Genomic DNA, 22618 nt, shown 5'->3' with positions numbered 1-22618 from the left:
TTATATCTCAATGTTTATACTGTATTCCTCTTCGTCTTCTTTAAGACTTTGTGCTTTATAATCTAAGTATGAAGCTATTTCTTCTATAGTGGTGAACCTAAAAATGTTTCGTATCGACAATTCTACCTCTAGTTCTTTTCTAATTATTGATACTAAACGAGTAGCCAGTAAGCTATGACCTCCTAATTCAAAGAAATTGTCACAAACTCCTACTTTTTCTACTCCTAGTAAATTTTGCCAAATTTCAACCAGTTGCTCCTCCGTTTGTGTACGCGGAGCCACATATTCTTGTGTTGACAGCATTGAAGTATCAGGCTCTGGTAAAACTTTTTTATCAATCTTACCATTTGCGGTTAGTGGCATTGTTTCCAATTCAACCCATAAGGCTGGAACCATATATTCTGGTAAACTATTTAATAAGTCATCTTGTATTGTTTCTTTATCAAATTCAGTATCCATTACTACATAACCTACTAAACGATTTATTCCATTCGGTCCTTTCTTAGCAAGTACACAACTGTTTTGAACTCCTGAAATGACAGATAAAGCATTTTCAATTTCTCCTAATTCAATACGATATCCTCTTATTTTCACTTGATCATCCGAACGACCTACGAATTCGATGGTTCCATCTGGTAACCAACGTCCTAAATCGCCTGTTTTGTAAAGCCTTCCACCTTCTGGTTTAAATAGATTTTCGATGAATTTTTCTTTGGTAAGCTCTTCTCTATTTAAGTATCCTCGACCCACTCCAATTCCTGCTGTCCATAATTCTCCTACAACTCCAATTGGACATAAACTATCAAAGTTATCTACTACATATACATCCATGTTTGCCACTGGCTTTCCTATTGGAACTACGACTCCCGTTGGAGATTCATCCATAATATGAAGTGTAATATCATCTGAAGCTTCTGCTGGTCCATACGCATTTACAACTGGAACATTGGGATATAATGAGAACCATTTATCTAATAATGATTTAGTAGCGGCTTCTCCGGTAACCAAGAAATAAGCCAAATTAGATAAACCTGGAACTACTTCACTATTTTCCAACAAGCTAGCTACGTATGACGGAACTAATTGAAGATGACTTACTTTATTAGTCACTAAAGAGTGTTGGAACTCATCAATAACCAAAAGATCTTCCTCTGCGTATATTGCAATTTGTCCTCCGCATAACAGTCCACTTAACATTTGCCATACCGAAATATCAAAAGTAAATGGTGCGGTAAAGGCTACTGTACTATCGTTATCCATCTTTAACTCATCAATCATGATGAATAAGTGATTTAACAACCCAGCCTGTTCTATCATTGCTCCCTTAGGTAACCCTGTACTTCCTGAAGTATAAATTACATAGGCTAAATCCGTTGGATTATAAACTTTCTCTAATGGTGTAATTGGATAATTGTTAGTTAATTCAGAATCATCTAACAGTACTAAATCAATGGTTTCCATAGAAGATAAAACGGGTTTACTTTCTATGTTTGTTACCACTAAAGAATGTCCTAAATCTTTAAGAATATAAGCAATACGACTCTGAGGGAAATCTGGTTTCATTGGTACATAAGCAGCTCCTGATTTTAGGATACCTAATACTCCAATCAACATATCTAAATTACGCTCTAAACAAATACCTACCATAGTATTTGATGTAACTCCTTTTTCAACCAAGCAATGTGCTAGTTGGTTAGAACGCTCATCTAATTCTTTATAGGTTACTTTCTGATCCGCAAAAATTGCTGCAATCGCTTCTGGAGATTTTCGAACTTGATCAACAAATAAATCTACAAATGTTTTATTCAATGGATAATCAACTGAAGTGTCGTTGAAAACGTCCAATAATTGACTTTCTTCTTCCTGTGGTAAAATATTTAATTTTGAAACAGATAAAGGTTTTTCAGATTTTAATCCAGCTACTAATCCTTTAACAGCTTCTTGAATGTAAACAAGTACAAGGTCTGCCTCTACATCTCCATCAATTTGAGCTATTAATCCGAATCCAGTTTCAAAATCATCAACGTCAACTGAGAATGGATAATTCGTACGCTCATAATCACCTATTACACTAATTCCTAAATCAATAATATCTTCATCTACCTCTGCCTCAGTTACTGTACCTCCCGAAGAATGACGGTAGTTTAATAACGCACTAAACAATGGTACTTCATTCGAAATATTACTCCAACTTTGAATATCAGACAATGATGTTTGCTCGTATGATAGTAACTCTGTCAACCTTTTCTTAGCTTGAAGAATGAATTCTGAAATATCTCCCTCTATAGGGACTATAAACGGTAGGGTATTCATGAACATCCCTAAAGAATCTGCTGCTCCAGAAGTACCTTGTAAACGTCCTGAAAACAAACTTCCGAAAATCGCATACTCTGAATTACTACATTTTCCAACAACAATTCCATAAGCAGCATGGAATAATACAGCTGGACTCATTCCTAAACTCGTACAAACTTCTCGAATATCTTTACTTAATTCATCTGCTAAAGTCATTCTTGCTTCTTGGACACCACCTCCATCGCGTCTTGTATCTGACAAACTGTATGGGTAGGTAGGAGTATCAATATCTCCAAACAAACTTTTGAAATACGACTCACCATCATTTGTAGCCTGCTGATAAAGTGAATGCCCGATAAAATCTCTATATAAAACTGGAGTTGGTAAACTTGCTCCTTTTCCAGATAAGTATACTACAATTTCATCTATAATTCTTTCTAATCCGAAATGATCAAATGCCAAGTGATGTTGATTAACAATTATATAATAGTTACCTGTTGCTGGATCATCTGCCGATTTTAATTGTATTAATGAAGCTTTTGAAACATCCATCCATAAATTCCCTGGCGTTGTTAACTTTTCTAGTTCGGACAATATATCTGATGATGCATTAAAAGTTAATTTCTCCGCAGAGACTTCAACTTCTCTCTGTACAACTTGTACTGCTCTTGGTAATCCTTCACTAATTACAGAAGTACGTAATACATCATGTCGATTTACAACATATTGTAATGCCTCTATGAAAGCATTTCGCTTGTCTTTGTCTGAAAATGATAATAAACATGGCAGAACATATGGATCTCCCCCTTCTTTATCACTCATTAAATGATGGAAATACATTCCTTCTTGTAAAGGTGATAATGGATAAATATCCTGAATATTAGCAGTTCCTCCTGGTATTCTTTCTACGACTTTGTCAATATCTTCTTGATCAAAATCTAATAGTGGAACCATCTCTGGTACAATGCGATCTATCTCCTTAGTTATTCCATTTGCTGGAACTTTGTATACTGAAGCGTCTAAAGATACTTTTTCTGCAATTTCAGCTATTGTTGGATTCGAGAAAATGTCTTTAACTTTAATATAATAATCCAGCTTTTGTAAACGAGATATTAATTGAACAACTAATAAACTATGTCCACCTAACTCAAAGAAATTATCATAAACTCCAACCTTTTCTAGTCCTAGTAATTCTTGCCAAATAATAACTATTTGCGACTCCATTAAGCTTCTTGGAGCAACATATTCTTTTGTCGACAATGTAGCTCCATCTGGTTCAGGAAGTGATTTCTTATCTAGTTTACCATTTGATGTTAATGGCATTTCTTCTAATTCAATCCATATTTGAGGTACCATATATTCTGGTAAACTCTTTTTTAATTCTGATTGAATTATTTCTTTATTTAAAGACTCATCTTTAACTATATATCCGATTAATCGTTTGTTTCCAGTACCGTCTTCTTTAGCTAAAACACAGCTACTCTGAATGCCTGCTACTTTTGATAGCACCGATTCTATTTCTCCTAATTCAATGCGGTATCCACGAATCTTAACCTGTGCATCTTTTCTTCCGATATATTCAATCGTCCCATCTGGTAACCAACGTCCTAAATCTCCTGACTTGTATAAACGAGCATTAGTATCATCACTAAATGGATTGGAAACAAATCGCTCGTTTGTTAAAACCTCTCTGTTCAAATAACCTCTTGCGACTCCACTACCTCCAACACATAATTCGCCAATAACTCCTTGTGGAACTAGATTTAAATAATCATCTACCATATAGCAACTTAATGTTGGAATCGCTGTTCCGATAGTACTTATAGAATTGTTAACATCAGCATCAGTAATTTCTTTGTAGGTAACATGAACTGTCGTTTCTGTGATACCATACATGTTGATCAGCTTACTATTCACATACGATTGTTTCCATCGTGCTAAATAGCTTGGATTTAGGGCTTCCCCTCCAAAAATAACATAGCGGATTGTACTCTCATTGGCTATCGATACGTATTGATCTTGTAACGTATAAAAAGAACTTGGTGTTTGATTTAATACCGTAACTCCTTCTTCAACTAATAAATTGCTAAAAGCCATAGCGTCTTTAGAAATTGACTTTGGAACGATTACTAATCGGCCACCAAATAATAAGGCTCCATACATTTCCCAAACTGAGAAGTCAAAACAGAAAGAATGGAATAAAGTCCAAACATCATTTGAGTTGAAGTCGAACAAACATTCATCATGTTTAAGTAAACGAACAACATTTAAATGCTCTATTAAAACTCCTTTTGGTTTTCCTGTACTTCCTGAAGTATAAATTACATAGGCTAAATTGGTTGGTGAGATAACGTTATTTAACGCCTCTGATGAGAATGTAGAAATCGTGTTCCAATCTCCATCTAAAGAAATTATAGTCAGCTCAGCTTTATCTTTTAAAACTTCCTTACTAGCTTCATCACTTAATACTAAATTAATTCCTGCATCTGATAGTGTATACTCAATTCGATCTTCTGGATAGGCTGGATCCACTGGAACATAGGCTCCTCCAGACTTTAAGATTCCTAAAATACCAACGATCATATCAAAGCCTCGTTCTAAACAAATACCAACTAAAGTATCTGGTTGAACTCCTTGCTCTCTTAAATAATGGGCTAACTGATTAGACCTTGTGTCTAAATCTTTATAGCTTAACTCTTTCCCTTCGTAAGTTAATGCAATGGCATCTGGAGCACTTGCAACCTGCTCCGCGAATAAATCTACAATTGTTATATCTCTAGGATAATCAACTTTAGTATTATTGAAAACTTCTAAGAACTGTTTTTCTTCTTCTAACGATAAAACATTTAATGAATTTACAGAAACTGTTTCTTCTGTTTTTAAAGCCTTTAGCAATTGAGTTAATGCTTCTTCCATATAACCCAATACTCTGCCAGCATTAATACTATTTATTATTTGAGCCGTTAATCCGAAGCTTTGCCCATAATCGTCAACATTTAAAGTAAATGGATAATTCGTTCTTTCATTTCCTCCTATAAGTTCTATACCTAAATCAACTACTTCTCCGCTATCATGCTGTTCTGCCGCCGTTCCTGTATGTGAATGACGATAGTTTAATAAGGCACTGAAAAAGGCAACTTCATTAGAAATTTCACTCCAACCTTGAATATTTGTTAATGGCGTTTGTTCGTATGGTAATAAATCTTGTAATCTTTGTTTTACTTGCTGAATGTAATCAGATGCATTTCGTTCTAAAGAAACATAAAAAGGTAGCGTATTAATAAACATTCCTAAAGAATCGGCTGAATTCAATGCTCCTTGTAAACGTCCCGAAAATAAAGATCCGAATATAGCATAATCTGCATTACTGCACTTTCCTACAACTAGTCCATAAGCCGCATGGAATAATACTGCTGGACTCATTCCTAATTTTGTACTAACCTCTCGAAGTTCATTACTTAACTCATCTGATAAAAGGATGCTTGATTCTATGATATCATTCGCATTTCCTTTTGCATTTGATAAATCAAACGGATAGGTTGGCTCTTCAATACTTTCAAATAAGTTTCTGAAATACGATTCGCTATCGTTAGTAACTTGCGAATGTAAGGTATGTCCGATAAAGTCTCTATACAATACTGGTGTTGGGAGACTTTCTTTATTTCCTGATAGATAATGTTCTATTTCAACAATCACTTTTTCTAAACCAATATGGTCTAATATCAAGTGATGCTGATCAATTAATAAATAGTACGTATTATCATTTGAATCATCAGCAGATTTCAATTTTAATAATGGTGCTGTAGAAACATCCATCCATTGATTTCCTGGAATACGTAATTCTTCTAATTTAGATAGTATATCTGTTGTATTTTCAAATGTAAGAGGCTCTACCAATAATTTCGCCTCTCTTTGTACCACCTGAACTGATTTTGGTAAACCTTCACTTACAAAACATGTTCTCAATACATCATGACGATTCACTACAAATTGTAAAGCTTCTACAAAAGTATCTCGTTTTTCCTGATCTTTAAAAGATAACAGACTCGACAAAACATATGGATCTCCCTGTTCTTTATCACTCATTAAGTGATGGAAATAAATCCCTTCTTGTAATGGTGATAATGGATAGATATCTTGAATATTCGATACCCCTCCTTCAACTTTTGAAACTACTGCATCAATATCTTCTTGAGCAAAATCCAATAAAGGAACCATTGCTGGAACAATGTGATCTATATCTTCTGTTACTCCATTCGCTGGAACTTGATACATTAACGATAATGATGAAGCGCTATCACTCATCGATGCAATCGTTGGATTTGAGAAAACATCTTTTACCGCGATATTGAAATCTAGCTTTTGTAAACGTGAGATTAACTGAACAACCAGTAAACTATGTCCTCCTAATTCAAAGAAGTTATCGTAAACTCCTACCTTTTCTAGCCCCAATACTTCTTGCCAAATGCTCACCATTTGAGATTCCATCTCATTTCTTGGAGCAACATATTCTTTGGTTGATAATAATGAGCCATCTGGTTCTGGTAAGGCTTTTCTATCTAATTTACCATTCACTGTTAATGGCATTGCTTCCAACTCAACCCATAATCCAGGAACCATATATTCTGGAAGAATCTCCTTTAATTCGTTTTGAATCTTTTCTTTATCAAATTCTCCATTTGAAACTACATAAGCAACCAAACGTTTACTACCTATACTATCTTCTTTGGCTAGCACACAACATTGACTGATGCTTTCTAATGATGATAATGTATTCTCGATTTCTCCTAATTCAATTCTGTATCCACGGATCTTTACTTGATTATCCTTTCTTCCAATATACTCTATTGTCCCATCTGGTAACCAACGGGCTAAATCTCCTGTTTTATAAATTCTATCCCCTTCCTTAAATGGGTTTGGAATGAATTTCTCATTGGTTAATTCTTCTTTGTTTAAATAACCTCTAGCTACCTGAACTCCTCCAATACATAATTCTCCTGCAACTCCGATCGGTGCTAAGTTCATTGAATCATCCAGTACATATAAACTTGTATTGGCTACTGGACGCCCGATTAATACATTACTAATTTCTTTGTTTAATGGAACTGGCCAATAACTAACATCAATAGCTGCTTCCGTGGGTCCATATAAATTGTGTAATGCTACTCCTGTGAATTTCTCATTGAATAAGGCTACATGATCTACCTGTAAGGCTTCTCCACTACAAATTACACGACGTAAAGAATCACAATCTCCTGAGGCTATTCCTTCTAAGAACACTCTCAACATCGATGGTACAAAGTGCATTGTTGTGATTTTGTGCTCTTCTATAATCTCTTTTAAATAACGTGCATCTTTATGTCCTTCTGGTTTTGCAAATACTAATTTCGATCCACTAATTGTTCCCCATAATAATTCCCATACTGATACGTCAAAACTGAAAGTTGTTTTTTGTAAAATAGTGTCCTCTGAAGTCAATTGGTATTCTGATTGCGTCCATAATAAACGGTTCACAATACCATTGTGCTGGTTCATTACTCCTTTTGGCTTTCCTGTACTTCCTGAAGTATAAATTACATAAGCCAAATTCTCTGGAGATACTACTGGAGCTAAAGCATCTATTGAATAGCTTTCAATAGTTTCCCATTGACTGTCTAATACAACTGTAGTAACATCTTCACGATCTCCTAATACTTCTGAATCAACTTTTGTGCTCGTTAATACCAATTTAATCTCAGCATCCGATACCATATACTCAATACGATCTTCTGGATATTCTGGATCAATTGGCAAATAAGCTCCTCCCGATTTCAAGATTCCTAAAATGCTAACCAGCATTTCAATGCTTCGCTCAATACAAATACCTACCAAAGTATCTGGGGTAACTCCTTGCTCACGCAGATAATGTCCTAACTGATTTGAACGCTCGTCTAACTCAGTAAATGTTAATGTCTCATCTTCAAAAACAACAGCTATTGCTTCTGGTGATTTAATTACTTGTTCTGCAAATAAATCAACCAGTGTTTTATCTAATGGATACTCAGCATGAGTGTTGTTGAATGTATCTAATAATGCTAACTCCTCTTTTGGTAAGATTGCTGCACTACTAACTTCAATAGCTTCTCCAGAAGTCAACCCTTCTAGTAATTGCTCTAAAGTTTCTTGCATGTAATCTATAATTCGAGCCGCATCAATATGCTCTTCTATCTGAACCGTTAATCCGAAATCAACTCCTAGGTCGTCAACACTTAAAGTAAGTGGGTAATTCGTACGCTCGTGACCTCCTATGTGAGCTATTCCTAGATCATGTCCTTCAGAAGTATTTTCAGCTTCTCTCGGATCTTCCGAATGGCGATAATTTAAAAGAGCACTAAATAATGGAACTTCATTGGAGATATCGCTCCAACTCTGAATATTAGATAATGGTGTTTGTTCATAAGGTAATAACTCGTTCAATCCTTGCTTTACCTTTTGAATATATTCGTTAATGTTTCCGTCTAACTTTGCTAAAAACGGTAAAGTATTTATGAACAATCCTAATGATTCTGCTGCTCCAGAAGCTCCTTGTAAACGACCTGAGAATAATGAACCGAATAATGCATAGTCTGAGTTACTACACCTTCCAACTACAATTCCATAAGCTGCATGGAATACTACCGCTGGACTCATTCCTAAATCGGTACTAATAGTTCGAATTCTTTTATTTAACTCTTTTGGTAAGATAACTCCTAGTTCCTTGATCTTACTACCATTTCCTAAAACATTTGTTAAGTTAAATGGATAAGTTGGTTCTTCAATATCACCTAACAGTCCTTTGAAATACCCTTCATCATCATTCGTTGCTTGTGAATGCAATGTATGAGCTATAAAATCACGATACAATACTGGTGTTGGAAGACTTTCTTTATTCCCTGATAAATATTGCTCTATCTCAATAATCACTCTTTCTAAACCTAAATGGTCTAATACTAAATGATGTTGATTAACTATCAAATAATAAGTATCATTCTCCTCGTCATAAATAGATTTTAATTTTAATAAAGGAGCTTCAGAAATATCCATCCATTGATTCCCTGGATTCGTGAGAAATTTTAACTCTTCACCCAAATCTTTTGAAGCATCAATAGTTATTTCTTCTACTTTTAATTTTGCCTCTCTTTGCACTACCTGAACCGTTTTTGGTAAATCTTTATTGATAAAACAAGTTCTCAACACATCATGACGATTTACTACAAATTGTAAAGCTTCTACAAAAGAGTCACAGGTTTCTTTATTATTGAATGATAGTACGTTTGGTAAAATATAAGTATCCCCTTGTTCCTCATTACTCATTAGATAATGAAAATGAATTCCTTCTTGTAACGGTGATAATGGATAGATATCTTGAATATTCGAAACACCGCCAGAAACTTTCGATACGACTGTGTCAATATCTTCTTGATTGAAATCCAATAACGGAACCATCGCTGGAACAATATGCTCCACCTCTGGAGTAATTCCATTTTCAGGTACTTGATATACTTGAGTCTCTGAGGATAACTTTTCTGCGATCTCTGCAATGGTTGCATTGGCAAAAATATCTTTTACCTCGATGTATAAATCAAGTTTCTGTAATCTTGATATTAATTGAACAACGAGTAAACTATGACCTCCTAATTCAAAGAAATTATCATAAACCCCTACTTTCTCAACACCTAACAACTCTTGCCAAATCTCAGCGATTTGTTCTTCTACTACAGTTCTTGGAGCTATATATTCTTTGTTTGATAATAATGAGCCGTCTAATTCTGGTAATCCTTTTCTGTCTAATTTACCACTAGCGGTTAATGGCATTTCTTCGAGTTCAACCCATAAAGATGGAACCATGTATTCTGGTAAGCTCTCCTTTAACTCGGCTTGAACGTTTTCTTTATCGAATTCTCCCTCTGCAACTACATATCCTACTAAACGTTTGCTTCCTGTAACATCTGCTTTGGCCAGTACACAACTGTTTTGAATATTGGTTATGGTTGCTAAAGCTGTTTCAATCTCTCCTAATTCTATTCTATATCCTCTGACTTTTACTTGAGAATCCTTTCTTCCTACATATTCTAAAGTTCCATCAGGTAACCAACGAGCTAAATCGCCTGTCTTGTAAATTCTTTCTCCTTCCTTAAATGGATTCGTAATGAATTTTTCATTCGTTAATTCTTCTCGGTTTAAATATCCTCTCGCCACTCCTTTTCCTCCTACACATAATTCTCCTACAACGCCCACTGGTAGGAGTTCACTCGATTCACTTAAAATATATATTTGAGTATTGGTTATTGGTCGTCCAATAGTTTGAGCTCCGTTGATTTCTCTTTTGATAAAGGTACTATAAGTCGTAGCCTCCGATGGTCCATATAAATCATAAATAGACTCTACTGAGCTTTCTTCATAAATACGATCTACTAAACTTGGTAGTAATGGCTCACCTGCTAGGTTGATTGTTTTTATCGTTTCTGGTAATTTTCCTGATTCTAAGACTCCTAGTAAAACACTTGGTACCGTATTGATTAATGAAACAGAAACTTCTGAATCTTCAACTAGTGATAATAAATTATCAACTAATTCAATCTTCGCTCCTGAGGCTAGTGAAGTAAAGATCTCAAAAATCGATAAATCAAAGTTGATAGAAGTACTTGCCAGCATTCCTAAATCCAATGAATCCTTGAAGTTTGCCATTGCCCAATTCACTAAATTGAACATATTACCATGTTCAATAAGTACTCCTTTTGGTTTTCCTGTACTTCCTGAGGTATAAATTACATACGCCAGATTCTCTTGTGAAATTGATTTATAGCTTAATTTTCTTGTTGAATATTCTGAAATCTGATTCCAATCTGTATCTAAAGCAATGCTTGTAAAACCTTCTTTGTCTTCTAAAACACCTTGACTCATCTCATTACTTAGTAGTAATTCAATTCCGGTGTCTTCTAGAATATATTCGATACGCTCTTTTGGGTAATTAGGATCTATTGGAACGTAAGCTCCTCCTGATTTTAAAACTCCTAAAATTCCTACGATCATCTCCAAGCTACGCGTCATACAAATTCCTACCAATCCATCTGGTCGAATTCCTTCAGTTTGTAAATATCTCGCTACTTTATTTGAACGTTGATCGAGTTCTTTATAACTCAATTCTTCTCCTTTATAAACAACAGCTACTTGTTTTGGTGATTGCTTTACCTGCTCTGAAAAAAGATCTAGTATCGTTGTATCTAACGGATAGTCAGCTTGTGTATTATTGAAAGTCTCTAATACTTGTACTTTTTCTTGCTCTGCTAAAATTGATAAAGCTGCAACTGGTACTGTTTCTTCTGCGTGTAATCCTTCTACAAGTTGTACCAAAGCTTCTTCCATAAAAGCAAGTACGCGCTTGGTATCAATACTGCCATCAATCTGAGCCGTTAATTTGAATTCCTTTCCATAATCATCAACATTTAATGAAAACGGATAGTTCGTGCGCTCATGATCACTAACAATCTCTATTCCTAAATTAACTGTATCCTGATCAACCTCTTCTTCTGTTAGTATTGATGAGTGACGATAATTTAATAAGGCACTAAACAATGGAACTTCATTAGAAATCTCACTCCAATTCTGAATGTTTGAAAGTGGTGTTTGCTCATAGGGTAACAAGTCTCCTAATCGCTCTTTAACCTGTTTAATATAATCAGTTACACTTCCATTTAATTCTACTAAGAAACCTAAGGTATTAATAAATAACCCCAACGAATCTGCTGCTCCTGAAGCTCCTTGTAAACGTCCTGAGAATAAAGTTCCAAATAACGCATAATCACTATTACTACATTTTCCTACAACTAGTCCATAAGCTGCATGGAATACTACTGCCGGACTCATTCCTAATCCAGTACTTATCTTTCGAATAGCCTCACTTAACTCCTCTGGTAAAACAGTTTGTAATTCTTTAATATCACTTCCTGTTCCTTGAATATCTGATAATCCAAATGGATAGGTAGGTGTCTCTATTCCTTCGAATAAATTGGTAAAATAGACTTCACTATCATTGGTTGCTTGCGCATGAAGTGTATGACCGATAAAGTCTCTATATAAAACTGGTGTTGGAAGATTCTCTGTTTTGTTTGATAAATAAGCAGTGATTTCTGCTACAATTTTCTCTAATCCAACATGATCTAAAATTAAGTGATGTTGATTGATGATTAGATAGTAGTTATTATTCTCTTTATCATCTGCTGATTTTAATTGCAATAATGGTGCTTTTGAAACATCCATTCGTTGCTTACCTGGCTCAGCTAATAATTCTAATTCTGGTAAAACTACATCTAACTCCTCTACCTCCAATATAGCTTCTCTAAGAACTATCTGAACGGCCTGTGGTAAGCCTTCACTGATAACACAGGTTCTGAGTACATCATGACGATTCACGACAAACTGAAGCGCCTCTATAAATAAAGCTCTCTTTTCCTTACTTGGGAATGAGTATAAACTTGGTAAAACATATGGATCTCCATGATCCTGATCACTCATTAAATAATGGAAATAGATTCCATCCTGTAAGGGTGATAATGGATACATATCCTCAATGTTCGATATCCCTCCTGGGGCTTTCGATACAACCGTATCAATATCTTCTTGGGCAAAATCTAATAAAGGAACCATCTCTGGTGTGATACTATCGATACCTTCCGTTATTCCATTAGCTGGAACTTGGTACATCAATTCTGATGAAGATACATTTTTACTAATCCCTGCAATGGTAGGTTCTGAGAAAATATCTTTTACTGTGATATTCAATCCTATCTTTTGTACTCTTGAGATTAATTGAACAACGAGTAAACTATGTCCTCCTAATTCAAAGAAGTCATCATAAACTCCTACTTGTTCTACACCTAACAATTCTTGCCAAATCGCAACTAATTGTTCTTCTGTTTCATTTCTTGGAGCGACATAATCTTTGCTTGATAAATCTGAACTATCTGGCTCTGGTAAAGATCTTCTGTCTAATTTACCATTGCTCGTCAATGGCATCTCTTCCATTTCCACCCAAATCGATGGAATCATATAATCTGGTAAATGCTCTTTTAGTTCTGTTTGGATTGCTTCTTTGTCAAAAGTGTTTTCTGAAACTATATATCCTACCAAACGTTTGGTACCGTTTGCTGCTTCTTTTGCAAGCACACAACATTGACTGATTGAACTTAAGTTTGATAAACTATTTTCTATCTCTCCTAATTCTATTCTATATCCTCGAATCTTAACCTGAGCATCTTTTCTTCCTACAAATTCAATGTTCCCATCAGAAAGCCATTTTACTAAGTCGCCTGTTTTATAAAGTCTTTCGCCTTCTTTAAATGGACTTGAAATGAATTTCTCTTGGGTGAGTTCTTCATTGTTTAAGTATCCTCTAGCAACTCCTGCTCCTCCTACAACTAATTCTCCTTCTACTCCTACAGGAACCAAGTTCATTGCTGAATTAACGATATAAGCCACTCTGTTCTTTATTGGTTTTCCGATTGGAAGATTTTCTTCGGTGATTTCAATAGTATACGTGGTTGAGAACGTCGTGTTCTCTGTCGGTCCATATCCATTGATGATCGTTACATCTGGATATAACTCTTTTATTTTATTGGTATAGTTGAACAGAACTACATCTCCTCCAACTAGTAAATGTTTTAATGAAGCAAAAACACTCGTATCTTCCTCTACTACTCCATGGAACCATGAAGCAGTCATCCATAATGTAGTTACCTCTTTCTCTTGTAATAATGCTTTAAAGCTTGCGGTATCTAATAAAGTGTCTTTGGTTGTTAAAACAAGTTCTCCTCCATTAAGTAAGGTTCCCCAATATTCAATTGTGGTTGCATCAAAGGAAATCGATCCTGTTGATAACCAAACCGTATCTGAATTCAACTCTACATAATCACAGCTCGTACTTAAACTAACAATGTTTTTATGTTCGATTTGAACTCCTTTTGGCTGTCCTGTACTTCCTGAAGTGTAGATCACATACGCTAAATCATTTGATGAAATAGTTGTATTTAAACTGTTTTCTGAATAGGTTGCAATTAGTTCATTCCACTGCTTGTCTAAAGAAATGATTGATACATTATCTCTATCTTTTAATACTTCAGTATTCGCTTCGCTTGTCAATACCAAATTAATCATTGCATCTCTTAACATATACTCGATTCGATCTTCTGGGTAACTTGGATCGATTGGTACATAAGCACCGCCTGATTTTAAGACTCCTAAAATCGAAATAAGTAGCTCCAAACTACGATCCATACAGATTCCTACAAACGTATCCGTCTCTATTCCTTGCGCTTGTAAATAATGTGCTAATTGATTTGAACGTTTATCTAGTTCCTCATACGTTAATGTAGTTCCTTCAAATGAAATCGCTGCTTTGTTTGGTGTTTTTTCAGCTTGTGCTTCAAATAGTTCTACTACTGACTTATCTGATGGATATGCCAATTCTGTAGTATTGAAAACTTCTAATATTTCTGTAGTTTCTTCTTCAGATAATATAGCTAAACTTGTAACTGGTGCTTTTTTCTCTGCCTTTAATCCTTCTAATAAACTTGTTAAGGCTTCTTGCATATACGTTAAGACACGATCTGCATCAATCCCTTGTTCTATCTGAGCAGTTAAACCAAAGCTCTCTCCAAAATCATCAACATTTAAGGTAAATGGATAGTTCGTACGTTCATCTCCTCCTAGAACCTCCACTCCTAAATCAATCGTTTCTCCTGCTTCAGTCTCTTCTACTGCTGAATGAGAGTGGCGATAATTTAATAAGGCACTAAACAAAGAAACCTCCGTAGAGATACCACTCCAACCTTGGATGTTTGATAGTGGTGTTTGCTCGTAGGGTAATAAATCTTGTAAACGTCCCTTTACCTGGTGAATATATTTGAGTACATCATCTTCTAAAGAAACATAGAATGGTAAGGTATTGATAAACATTCCTAGAGAATCTGCTGAGTTTAACGCTCCTTGCAAGCGTCCTGAGAATAGTGATCCGAATAAAGCGTATTCTGAGTTACTGCACTTTCCGATTACCAATCCATAAGCCGCATGGAATAATACCGCTGGACTCATTCCTAATTCGATGCTAACTTCTCTAAGTTCTTTATTCAATGTATCTGGTAAAAGTACATTTGCCACTTTAATGGCATTGGCATTCACCTTGGTGTCTGATAAATTAAATGGATAGGTTGGTTCTTCAATATCACCTAATACCCCTTGGAAATAAGTCTCACTATCGTTGGTTGCTTGCGCATGTAATGTATGTCCAATAAAGTCTCGATACAATACTGGTGTTGGAAGATTATCCTCATGTCCTAATAGATATAATTGAACCTCCTCAACAACTTTTTCTAAACCAATATGATCCAGTACCAAGTGATGCTGATTGACAATCAAATAGTAACGATCATGCCCCTTATCATCTGCCGATTTTAATTGTAATAATGGAGCTTTCGATACATCCATCCATTGATTTCCTGGAGCGGTTAACTCTTCTAATTCAGTTAAAACGTCTGTTTTTGCATCGAAAATTAATTCCTCTACTGATAATGCTGCTTCTCGCTGTACTACTTGAACTGCACTCGGTAAACCTTCACTTACTACACAAGTTCTGAGTACATCATGTCTGTTTACCACAAATTGTAAAGCCTCGATAAATAAAGCTCGTTTCTCTTTGTCTTTAAAAGACAGTAGGTTTGATAGTACATAGGTATCTCCTTGCTCTTTATCACTCATTAAATAATGGAAATAGATTCCTTCTTGTAAGGGTGATAATGGATAGATGTCTTCAATATTTGAAACACCTCCTGAAATCTTCGAAATGATGGTATCAATATCTTCCTGTGCAAAATCTAACAATGGGACCATTGCTGGTGTGATCGTCTTTGTATCCACTGTAATTCCATTGGCTGGAACTTGATATCTTTCTGTATCTGATGTTAATTTCTCTGCTATTTGAGCAATGGTTGCATTGGCAAAAATATCTTTTACCTCAATGTATAAATCAAGCTTTTGTAAACGTGATATTAATTGAACAATTAATAAACTATGCCCTCCTAATTCAAAGAAGTTATCATAAACCCCTGCTTTCTCAACACCTAACAACTCTTGCCAAATTCTAGCTATTTGAGATTCCAACTCATTTCTTGGTGCTACATATGCTGTAGTTGATAATAATGATCCATCTAGTTCTGGTAACGCTTTTCTGTCTAATTTACCACTTGCCGTTAATGGCATTTCTTCGAGTTCAACCCATAAAGATGGAACCATATATTCCGGTAGACTCTTCTTTAATTCAGCTTGAACTTTTTCTTTATCGAACTCTCCATCTACAACTACATATCCTACCAATCGTTTACTTCCTGTAACATCTGCTTTGGCTAGTACACAGCTGTTTTGAATATTGGTTATGGCTGCTAAAGCTGTTTCAATCTCTCCTAATTCTATTCTGTATCCACGAACCTTTACTTGTGAATCCTTTCTTCCTACATATTCTAACGTTCCATCAGGTAGCCAGCGGGCTAAATCGCCTGTTTTATAGATTCTTTCTCCTTCCTTAAATGGATTCGTAATGAATTTTTCATTCGTTAATTCTTCTCGGTTTAAATATCCTCTCGCTACTCCTTTTCCTCCTACACATAATTCTCCTACAACACCCACTGGTAGGAGTTCACTTGATTCACTTAAAATATATATTTGAGTATTGGCTATCGGACGTCCAATGGTTTGAGTTCCGTTTATTTCTCTTTTGATAAAGGTACTATAAGTCGTAGCCTCTGATGGTCCGTATAAATCGTAAATAGACTCTACCGAACTTTCTTCATAAATACGATCGACCAAACTTGGTAATAATGGCTCACCTGCTAGGTTAATCGTTTTTACTGTTTCTGGTAATTTTCCTGATTCTAAGACTCCTTGTAAAACACTTGGTACCGTATTGATCAGTGATACAGAAACTTCTGATTCTTCTACTAATGATAATAAATTATCAACTAATTCAATCTTCGCTCCTGAGGCTAGTGAAGTAAAGATCTCAAAAATCGATAAATCAAAGTTGATAGAAGTGCTCGCTAGCATTCCTAAATCTAGTGAATCCTTGAAGTTTGCCGTTGCCCAGTTTACCAAGTTGAACATATTGCCATGTTCAATAAGCACTCCTTTTGGTTTTCCTGTACTTCCTGAAGTATAAATTACATACGCCAGATTCTCTTGTGAGATTGATTGATAACTTAATTTTTTCGATGAATATTCTGAAATCTGATTCCAATCTGTATCTAAAGCAATGCTTGTAAAACCTTCTTTGTCGTCTAAAGCATCTTGACTCTTCTCATTACTTAATAATAATTCAATTCCTGTATCTTCTATGATATATTCGATACGCTCTTTTGGGTAATTAGGATCGATTGGAACATAAGCTCCTCCTGATTTTAAAACTCCTAAAATTCCTACGATCATCTCCAAACTACGCGTCATACAAATTCCTACCAATCCATCTGCTTGAACTCCTTGAGTTTGTAAATAACGCGCTACTTGATTCGAACGTTGATCTAATTCTTTATAACTTAATGCTTCTCCTTTATAAACAACAGCAACTTGTTTCGGTGATTGCTTTACCTGATCTGAAAACAGATTTAAAATAGTTTGATCCGTTCCGTAATCAACAGTTGTTGTATTAAAATCTTCTAATAATAACTCCTCTTCTTCTTTTGATAAGATAACTGCATTACGAACTTCAATCGTTTCCTCTGAATTTAAACCTTGTACTAACTGTTCTAAGGCCTCTTGCATATAATCAATAACTCGATTTACATCAACACTCCCATCTATTTGAGCGGTTAATCCGAAATCTACTCCATAATCATCAACACTTAAAGTAAATGGATAATTCGTTAATTCTCTTCCTCCAATAGCATTGATGCCTAAATCTAAACTCGTTCCAGAATCTTCTTCTGATTCCAACGGTGTATGACGGAAATTCAATAAGGCACTAAATAAAGGAACATCGTTAGAAATTCCGCTCCAGCCTTGAATACTCGATAATGGTGTTTGCTCGTATGGCAGTAATTTTGTTAATCGTTCTTTAACTGTTTTAACATATTCAGTTACACTTCCTTCTAAAGCTATATAAAATGGTAAAGTATTAATAAACAACCCTAATGAATCTGCTGCTCCAGACGAACCTTGTAAACGTCCTGAGAATAAAGATCCGAAGATAGCATAGTCCATATTACTACATTTCCCTACAACTAATCCATAGGCAGCATGGAATACTACCGCTGGGCTCATTCCTAAATGTGTACTAACTTTTCGGATACCCGCACTCAACTCCTCTGGTAAAACAACCACAGATTCTTTAATTGACGCTCCTGATACTTTTGTATCTGATAAGTTCAAAGGATACGTTGGTGTATCAATATCTCCTAATAAGTTCGTAAAATAGCTTTCACTATCGTTAGTCGCTTGTTGATGAAGCGTATGACCTATAAAATCTCTATATGAAGACGGAGTTGGAAGCGTAGTTTCTTTTTCTGATAAATATGCCATAATCTCAGAAACAATTATCTCCATTCCAACGTGATCCATATTCAAGTGATGCCCTAATAAATTCAGATAATAGGCATTGTTTTTTGGATCATCTGCTTTCTGCAATCCTAATAAGGGAGCTTTCGTAACATCCATCCATAAGCTTCCAGTAGTGGTTAACTCTTGTAATTCAGCTAAAACATCTTTGTTCTTATCTATAGCTAAATCCTCTATTTTAAGTGTGGCCTTTCTTTCTACTACCTGAACAGGTTTAGGTAAGCCTTCACTAATAATGCAAGTACGAAGTACATCGTGACGATTCACTACAAATTGTAAGGCCTTTATAAATAAAGTTCGTTTTTCTTCTTCTTCAAATGATAATAAATAGGGAACTACATAAGGATCTCCTTCTTCTTGATTACTCATTAAATGATGGAAATAGATTCCTTCTTGCAGTGGTGATAACGGATAAATATCTTCAATGTTCGAAACTCCTCCAGAAATCTTTGATACAATTGCATCAATATCTTCTTGATCAAAATCTATTAATGGAACCATTTCTGGAACGATATAGTCTGTATCTTTCGTAATTCCATTTGTCGGAACTTGATATACTTCTTCACCCGAAGACACTTTCTCACTCATTGATGCAACTGTCGGGTTTGAGAAAATATCTTTTACTGAAATATGGAAATCATTTTTCTGTAGTTGAGAAATTAATTGAACAACAGATAAACTATGTCCACCTAACTCGAAGAAATTATCATGAACCCCTACTCTCTCAACATTTAACAACTCCTGCCATATACTAACGATTCTTGCTTCTACTTCATTTCTTGGAGCTATATAGGTTGTTGTTGATAATAAAGAACCGTCGAGCTCTGGTAAAGCTTTCTTATCGATTTTTCCATTTGCCGTTAATGGCATTTCTTTCAATTCAATCCATAATTTAGGAACCATGTATTCTGGTAAGCTCTCCAACAAATCATTTTGAATCCTTTCTTTATCAAACTCACCGTTCATTACCACATAACCTACTAGGCGGTTTATTCCATTCGCATCCTTTTTAGCTAAAACACAACTATTTTGAACTCCAGAAACAATTGATAGCGCATTTTCTACTTCTCCCAATTCAATACGATAACCTCGAATTTTAACCTGATCATCCGAACGACCTACAAACTCAATGGTTCCATCTGACAACCATCTACCTAAATCACCTGTCTTATATAATCGTCCACCCTCTGATTTGAATGGATTTACAATGAATTTTTCTTTGGTAAGCTCTTTCCTATTCAAATATCCGCGACCAACACCAACTCCTGCTGTCCATAATTCTCCTACCACACCAATTGGACATAAATTATCAAATTGACCAACCACATAAATATCCATATTCGCTACGGGTTTCCCAATTGAAACTACGGCTCCTGTTGGAGATTCATTCATGATATGAAGAGTGATATCATCTGCAGCTTCCGCTGGTCCATACGCATTTACAACTGGAACATTAGGATATAACGAGAACCATTTATCTAATAACGATTTGGTAGCCGCTTCTCCAGTAACCAAAAAGTACGCTAAATTGGATAAACCAGGTACCACAGTATCACTTTCTAGTAAGCTAGCCACATACGATGGTACTAACTGAAGATGACTGACATTATTTTTTGTTAAAGAATCTTGGAAATTATCAATGGCTAAAAGTTCTTCTTCCGAATATATTGCTATGCGTCCTCCACTTAATAATCCACTTAACATCTGCCATACAGAAATATCAAAAGTAAATGGAGCAGTAAAGGCTACCGTACTATTACTATCCATATCCAATTCATCAACCATGATAAACAAGTGATTCAACAATCCAGCATGTTCTATCATTGCTCCTTTAGGCAATCCAGTGCTCCCTGAAGTATAAATCACATAGGCTAAATCTGTAGAATTATAAACTTTTTCTAATGTTGTTTTTGGATAATTTTTCGTTAATTCAGGATCATCTAACAATACTAATTCAATTGTTTCTAAAGAAGATAAAGCTGATTTACTTCCTGAATTTGTTACTACCAAAGATTGTCCAATATCTTCAAGAATATATGCAATACGGCTCTTTGGAAAATTTGGTTTAATGGGAACATAAGCGGCTCCCGATTTTAAAACCCCTAAAACTCCAATGATCATGTCGAAATTTCGTTCCAAACAAATACCCACCATGGTATCAGAACCAACTCCTTTAGCTGCCAAGTAATGTGCAAGTTGATTTGAGCGGTTATCTAATTCTTTATAAGTAATCTTCTGATTTTCAAAAACAGCAGCAACAGCCTCTGGTGTTTTTTGAACTTGTTCAGTAAATAAATCGACAATTGTTTTATCTAATGGATAATCCTCTGTTTCTGCATTGAATACCTCTAACAACTGACGTTCTTCTGTTTCAGGTAATATTTTTAATTCAGAAACTGTTGTCTGCTTCTCCGACTTTAAAGCTTCTAATAAACTTAAAATCGCCTGATAGAGATACGATATTACTAGGTTTCCATCAACTTGAATGTCAATCTGAGCTACAATACCAAAATAATCTCCATAATCATCAATATCCACACAAACTGGATAATTTGTACTTTCATGTCCTCCATGTCTGCTAATTCCTAAATCAATTCCATTTGATATTTCTTCTACTACTTCCGTAGGAACTGTAGAATGACGGTAATTTAATATGGCACTGAATAAAGGTAAATCATTTGAAATACCACTCCAATTTTGGATATCTGCTGTGGAAGTTTGCTCGTAAGGTAAAAGTTCATTTAATCCATTTTTTACGCTGATTATATATTCTGAAACATTTCCTTTTAATTCGGTAAAAAACGGTAAGGTATTGATAAACAACCCTAAGGAATCAACTGAATTAGATGCTCCTTGCAAGCGCCCAGAGAATAGCGAGCCAAATATTGCATAGTCAGAATTACTACATCTACCAATTACTAAACCATAAGCGGCATGGAATAAAACAGCTGGGCTTATTCCTAATTTTGCGCTAATCGTTCTAACTTCTTTACTTATTTCCTGAGGAATAAGAAACTCTGAATCTTTTATATCTCGCCCAGTTCCACGAACATTCGACAAATCAAATGGATAGGTTGGAGTTTCAATAACGCCTAACAACTCTTTAAAATAAGTTTCGCTATCATTTGTTGATTGTTGATGTAATGTATACGCTATAAAATCTCTATATAATACAGGCCTTGGAAGGTTAGCTCCGTTTCCTAATAAGTATTGTTCAATCTCAACGACCACTTTTTCTAAACCTACATGATCTAATGCCAAGTGGTGTTGATCTATTAACAAATAATAAACTCCGTTTTCTTGGTCGTCCGTCGATTTTAGCCTCAATAATGGTGCTTTTGAAATATCCATCCATTGATTCCCTGGCGATTTAATTATTTCTAATTCTGATACTATATCTTTTGAAGGGTCAATGAATATTTCTTCTACTAACAATTGCGCCTCACGTTGCACTACTTGAACTGTTTTGGGTAAGTCTTTGCTTATAAAACAAGTTCTTAAAACATCATGACGATTTACTACAAACTGAAGTGCTTCAATAAAAATAGTTCGTTTTTCTTTGTCTGAGAAAGAGAGTAAATTCGATAGAATATATGGATCTCCTTCTTCTTCATTACTCATTAAATAATGGAAATACATTCCTTCCTGTAATGGTGATAATGGATAGATATCCTGAACATTCGAAACTCCTCCAGGGACCTCGGAAACC

Annotated in this window: 1 protein-coding gene (cut by a window edge); it reads right to left on the bottom strand. The window is 35.2% G+C overall.

Annotated features, from left to right (window positions below; genetic code table 11):
* A protein-coding gene (locus BLW23_RS00150; protein ID WP_093667235.1) for a non-ribosomal peptide synthetase crosses the window boundary here: on the bottom strand, positions 1–22618 show its 3' portion. The gene runs 13160 nt beyond the window's last position; the window shows 22618 of its 35778 coding nt (coding positions 13161–35778); its start codon lies beyond the right edge, outside the window; it ends in the stop codon at positions 1–3.

This window comes from Tenacibaculum sp. MAR_2009_124, from assembly GCF_900105455.1.
GTDB lineage: Bacteria > Bacteroidota > Bacteroidia > Flavobacteriales > Flavobacteriaceae > Polaribacter.
Note: the sequence above shows the minus strand (reverse complement) of the source record. Positions and strands in the feature narration are given on the sequence as shown.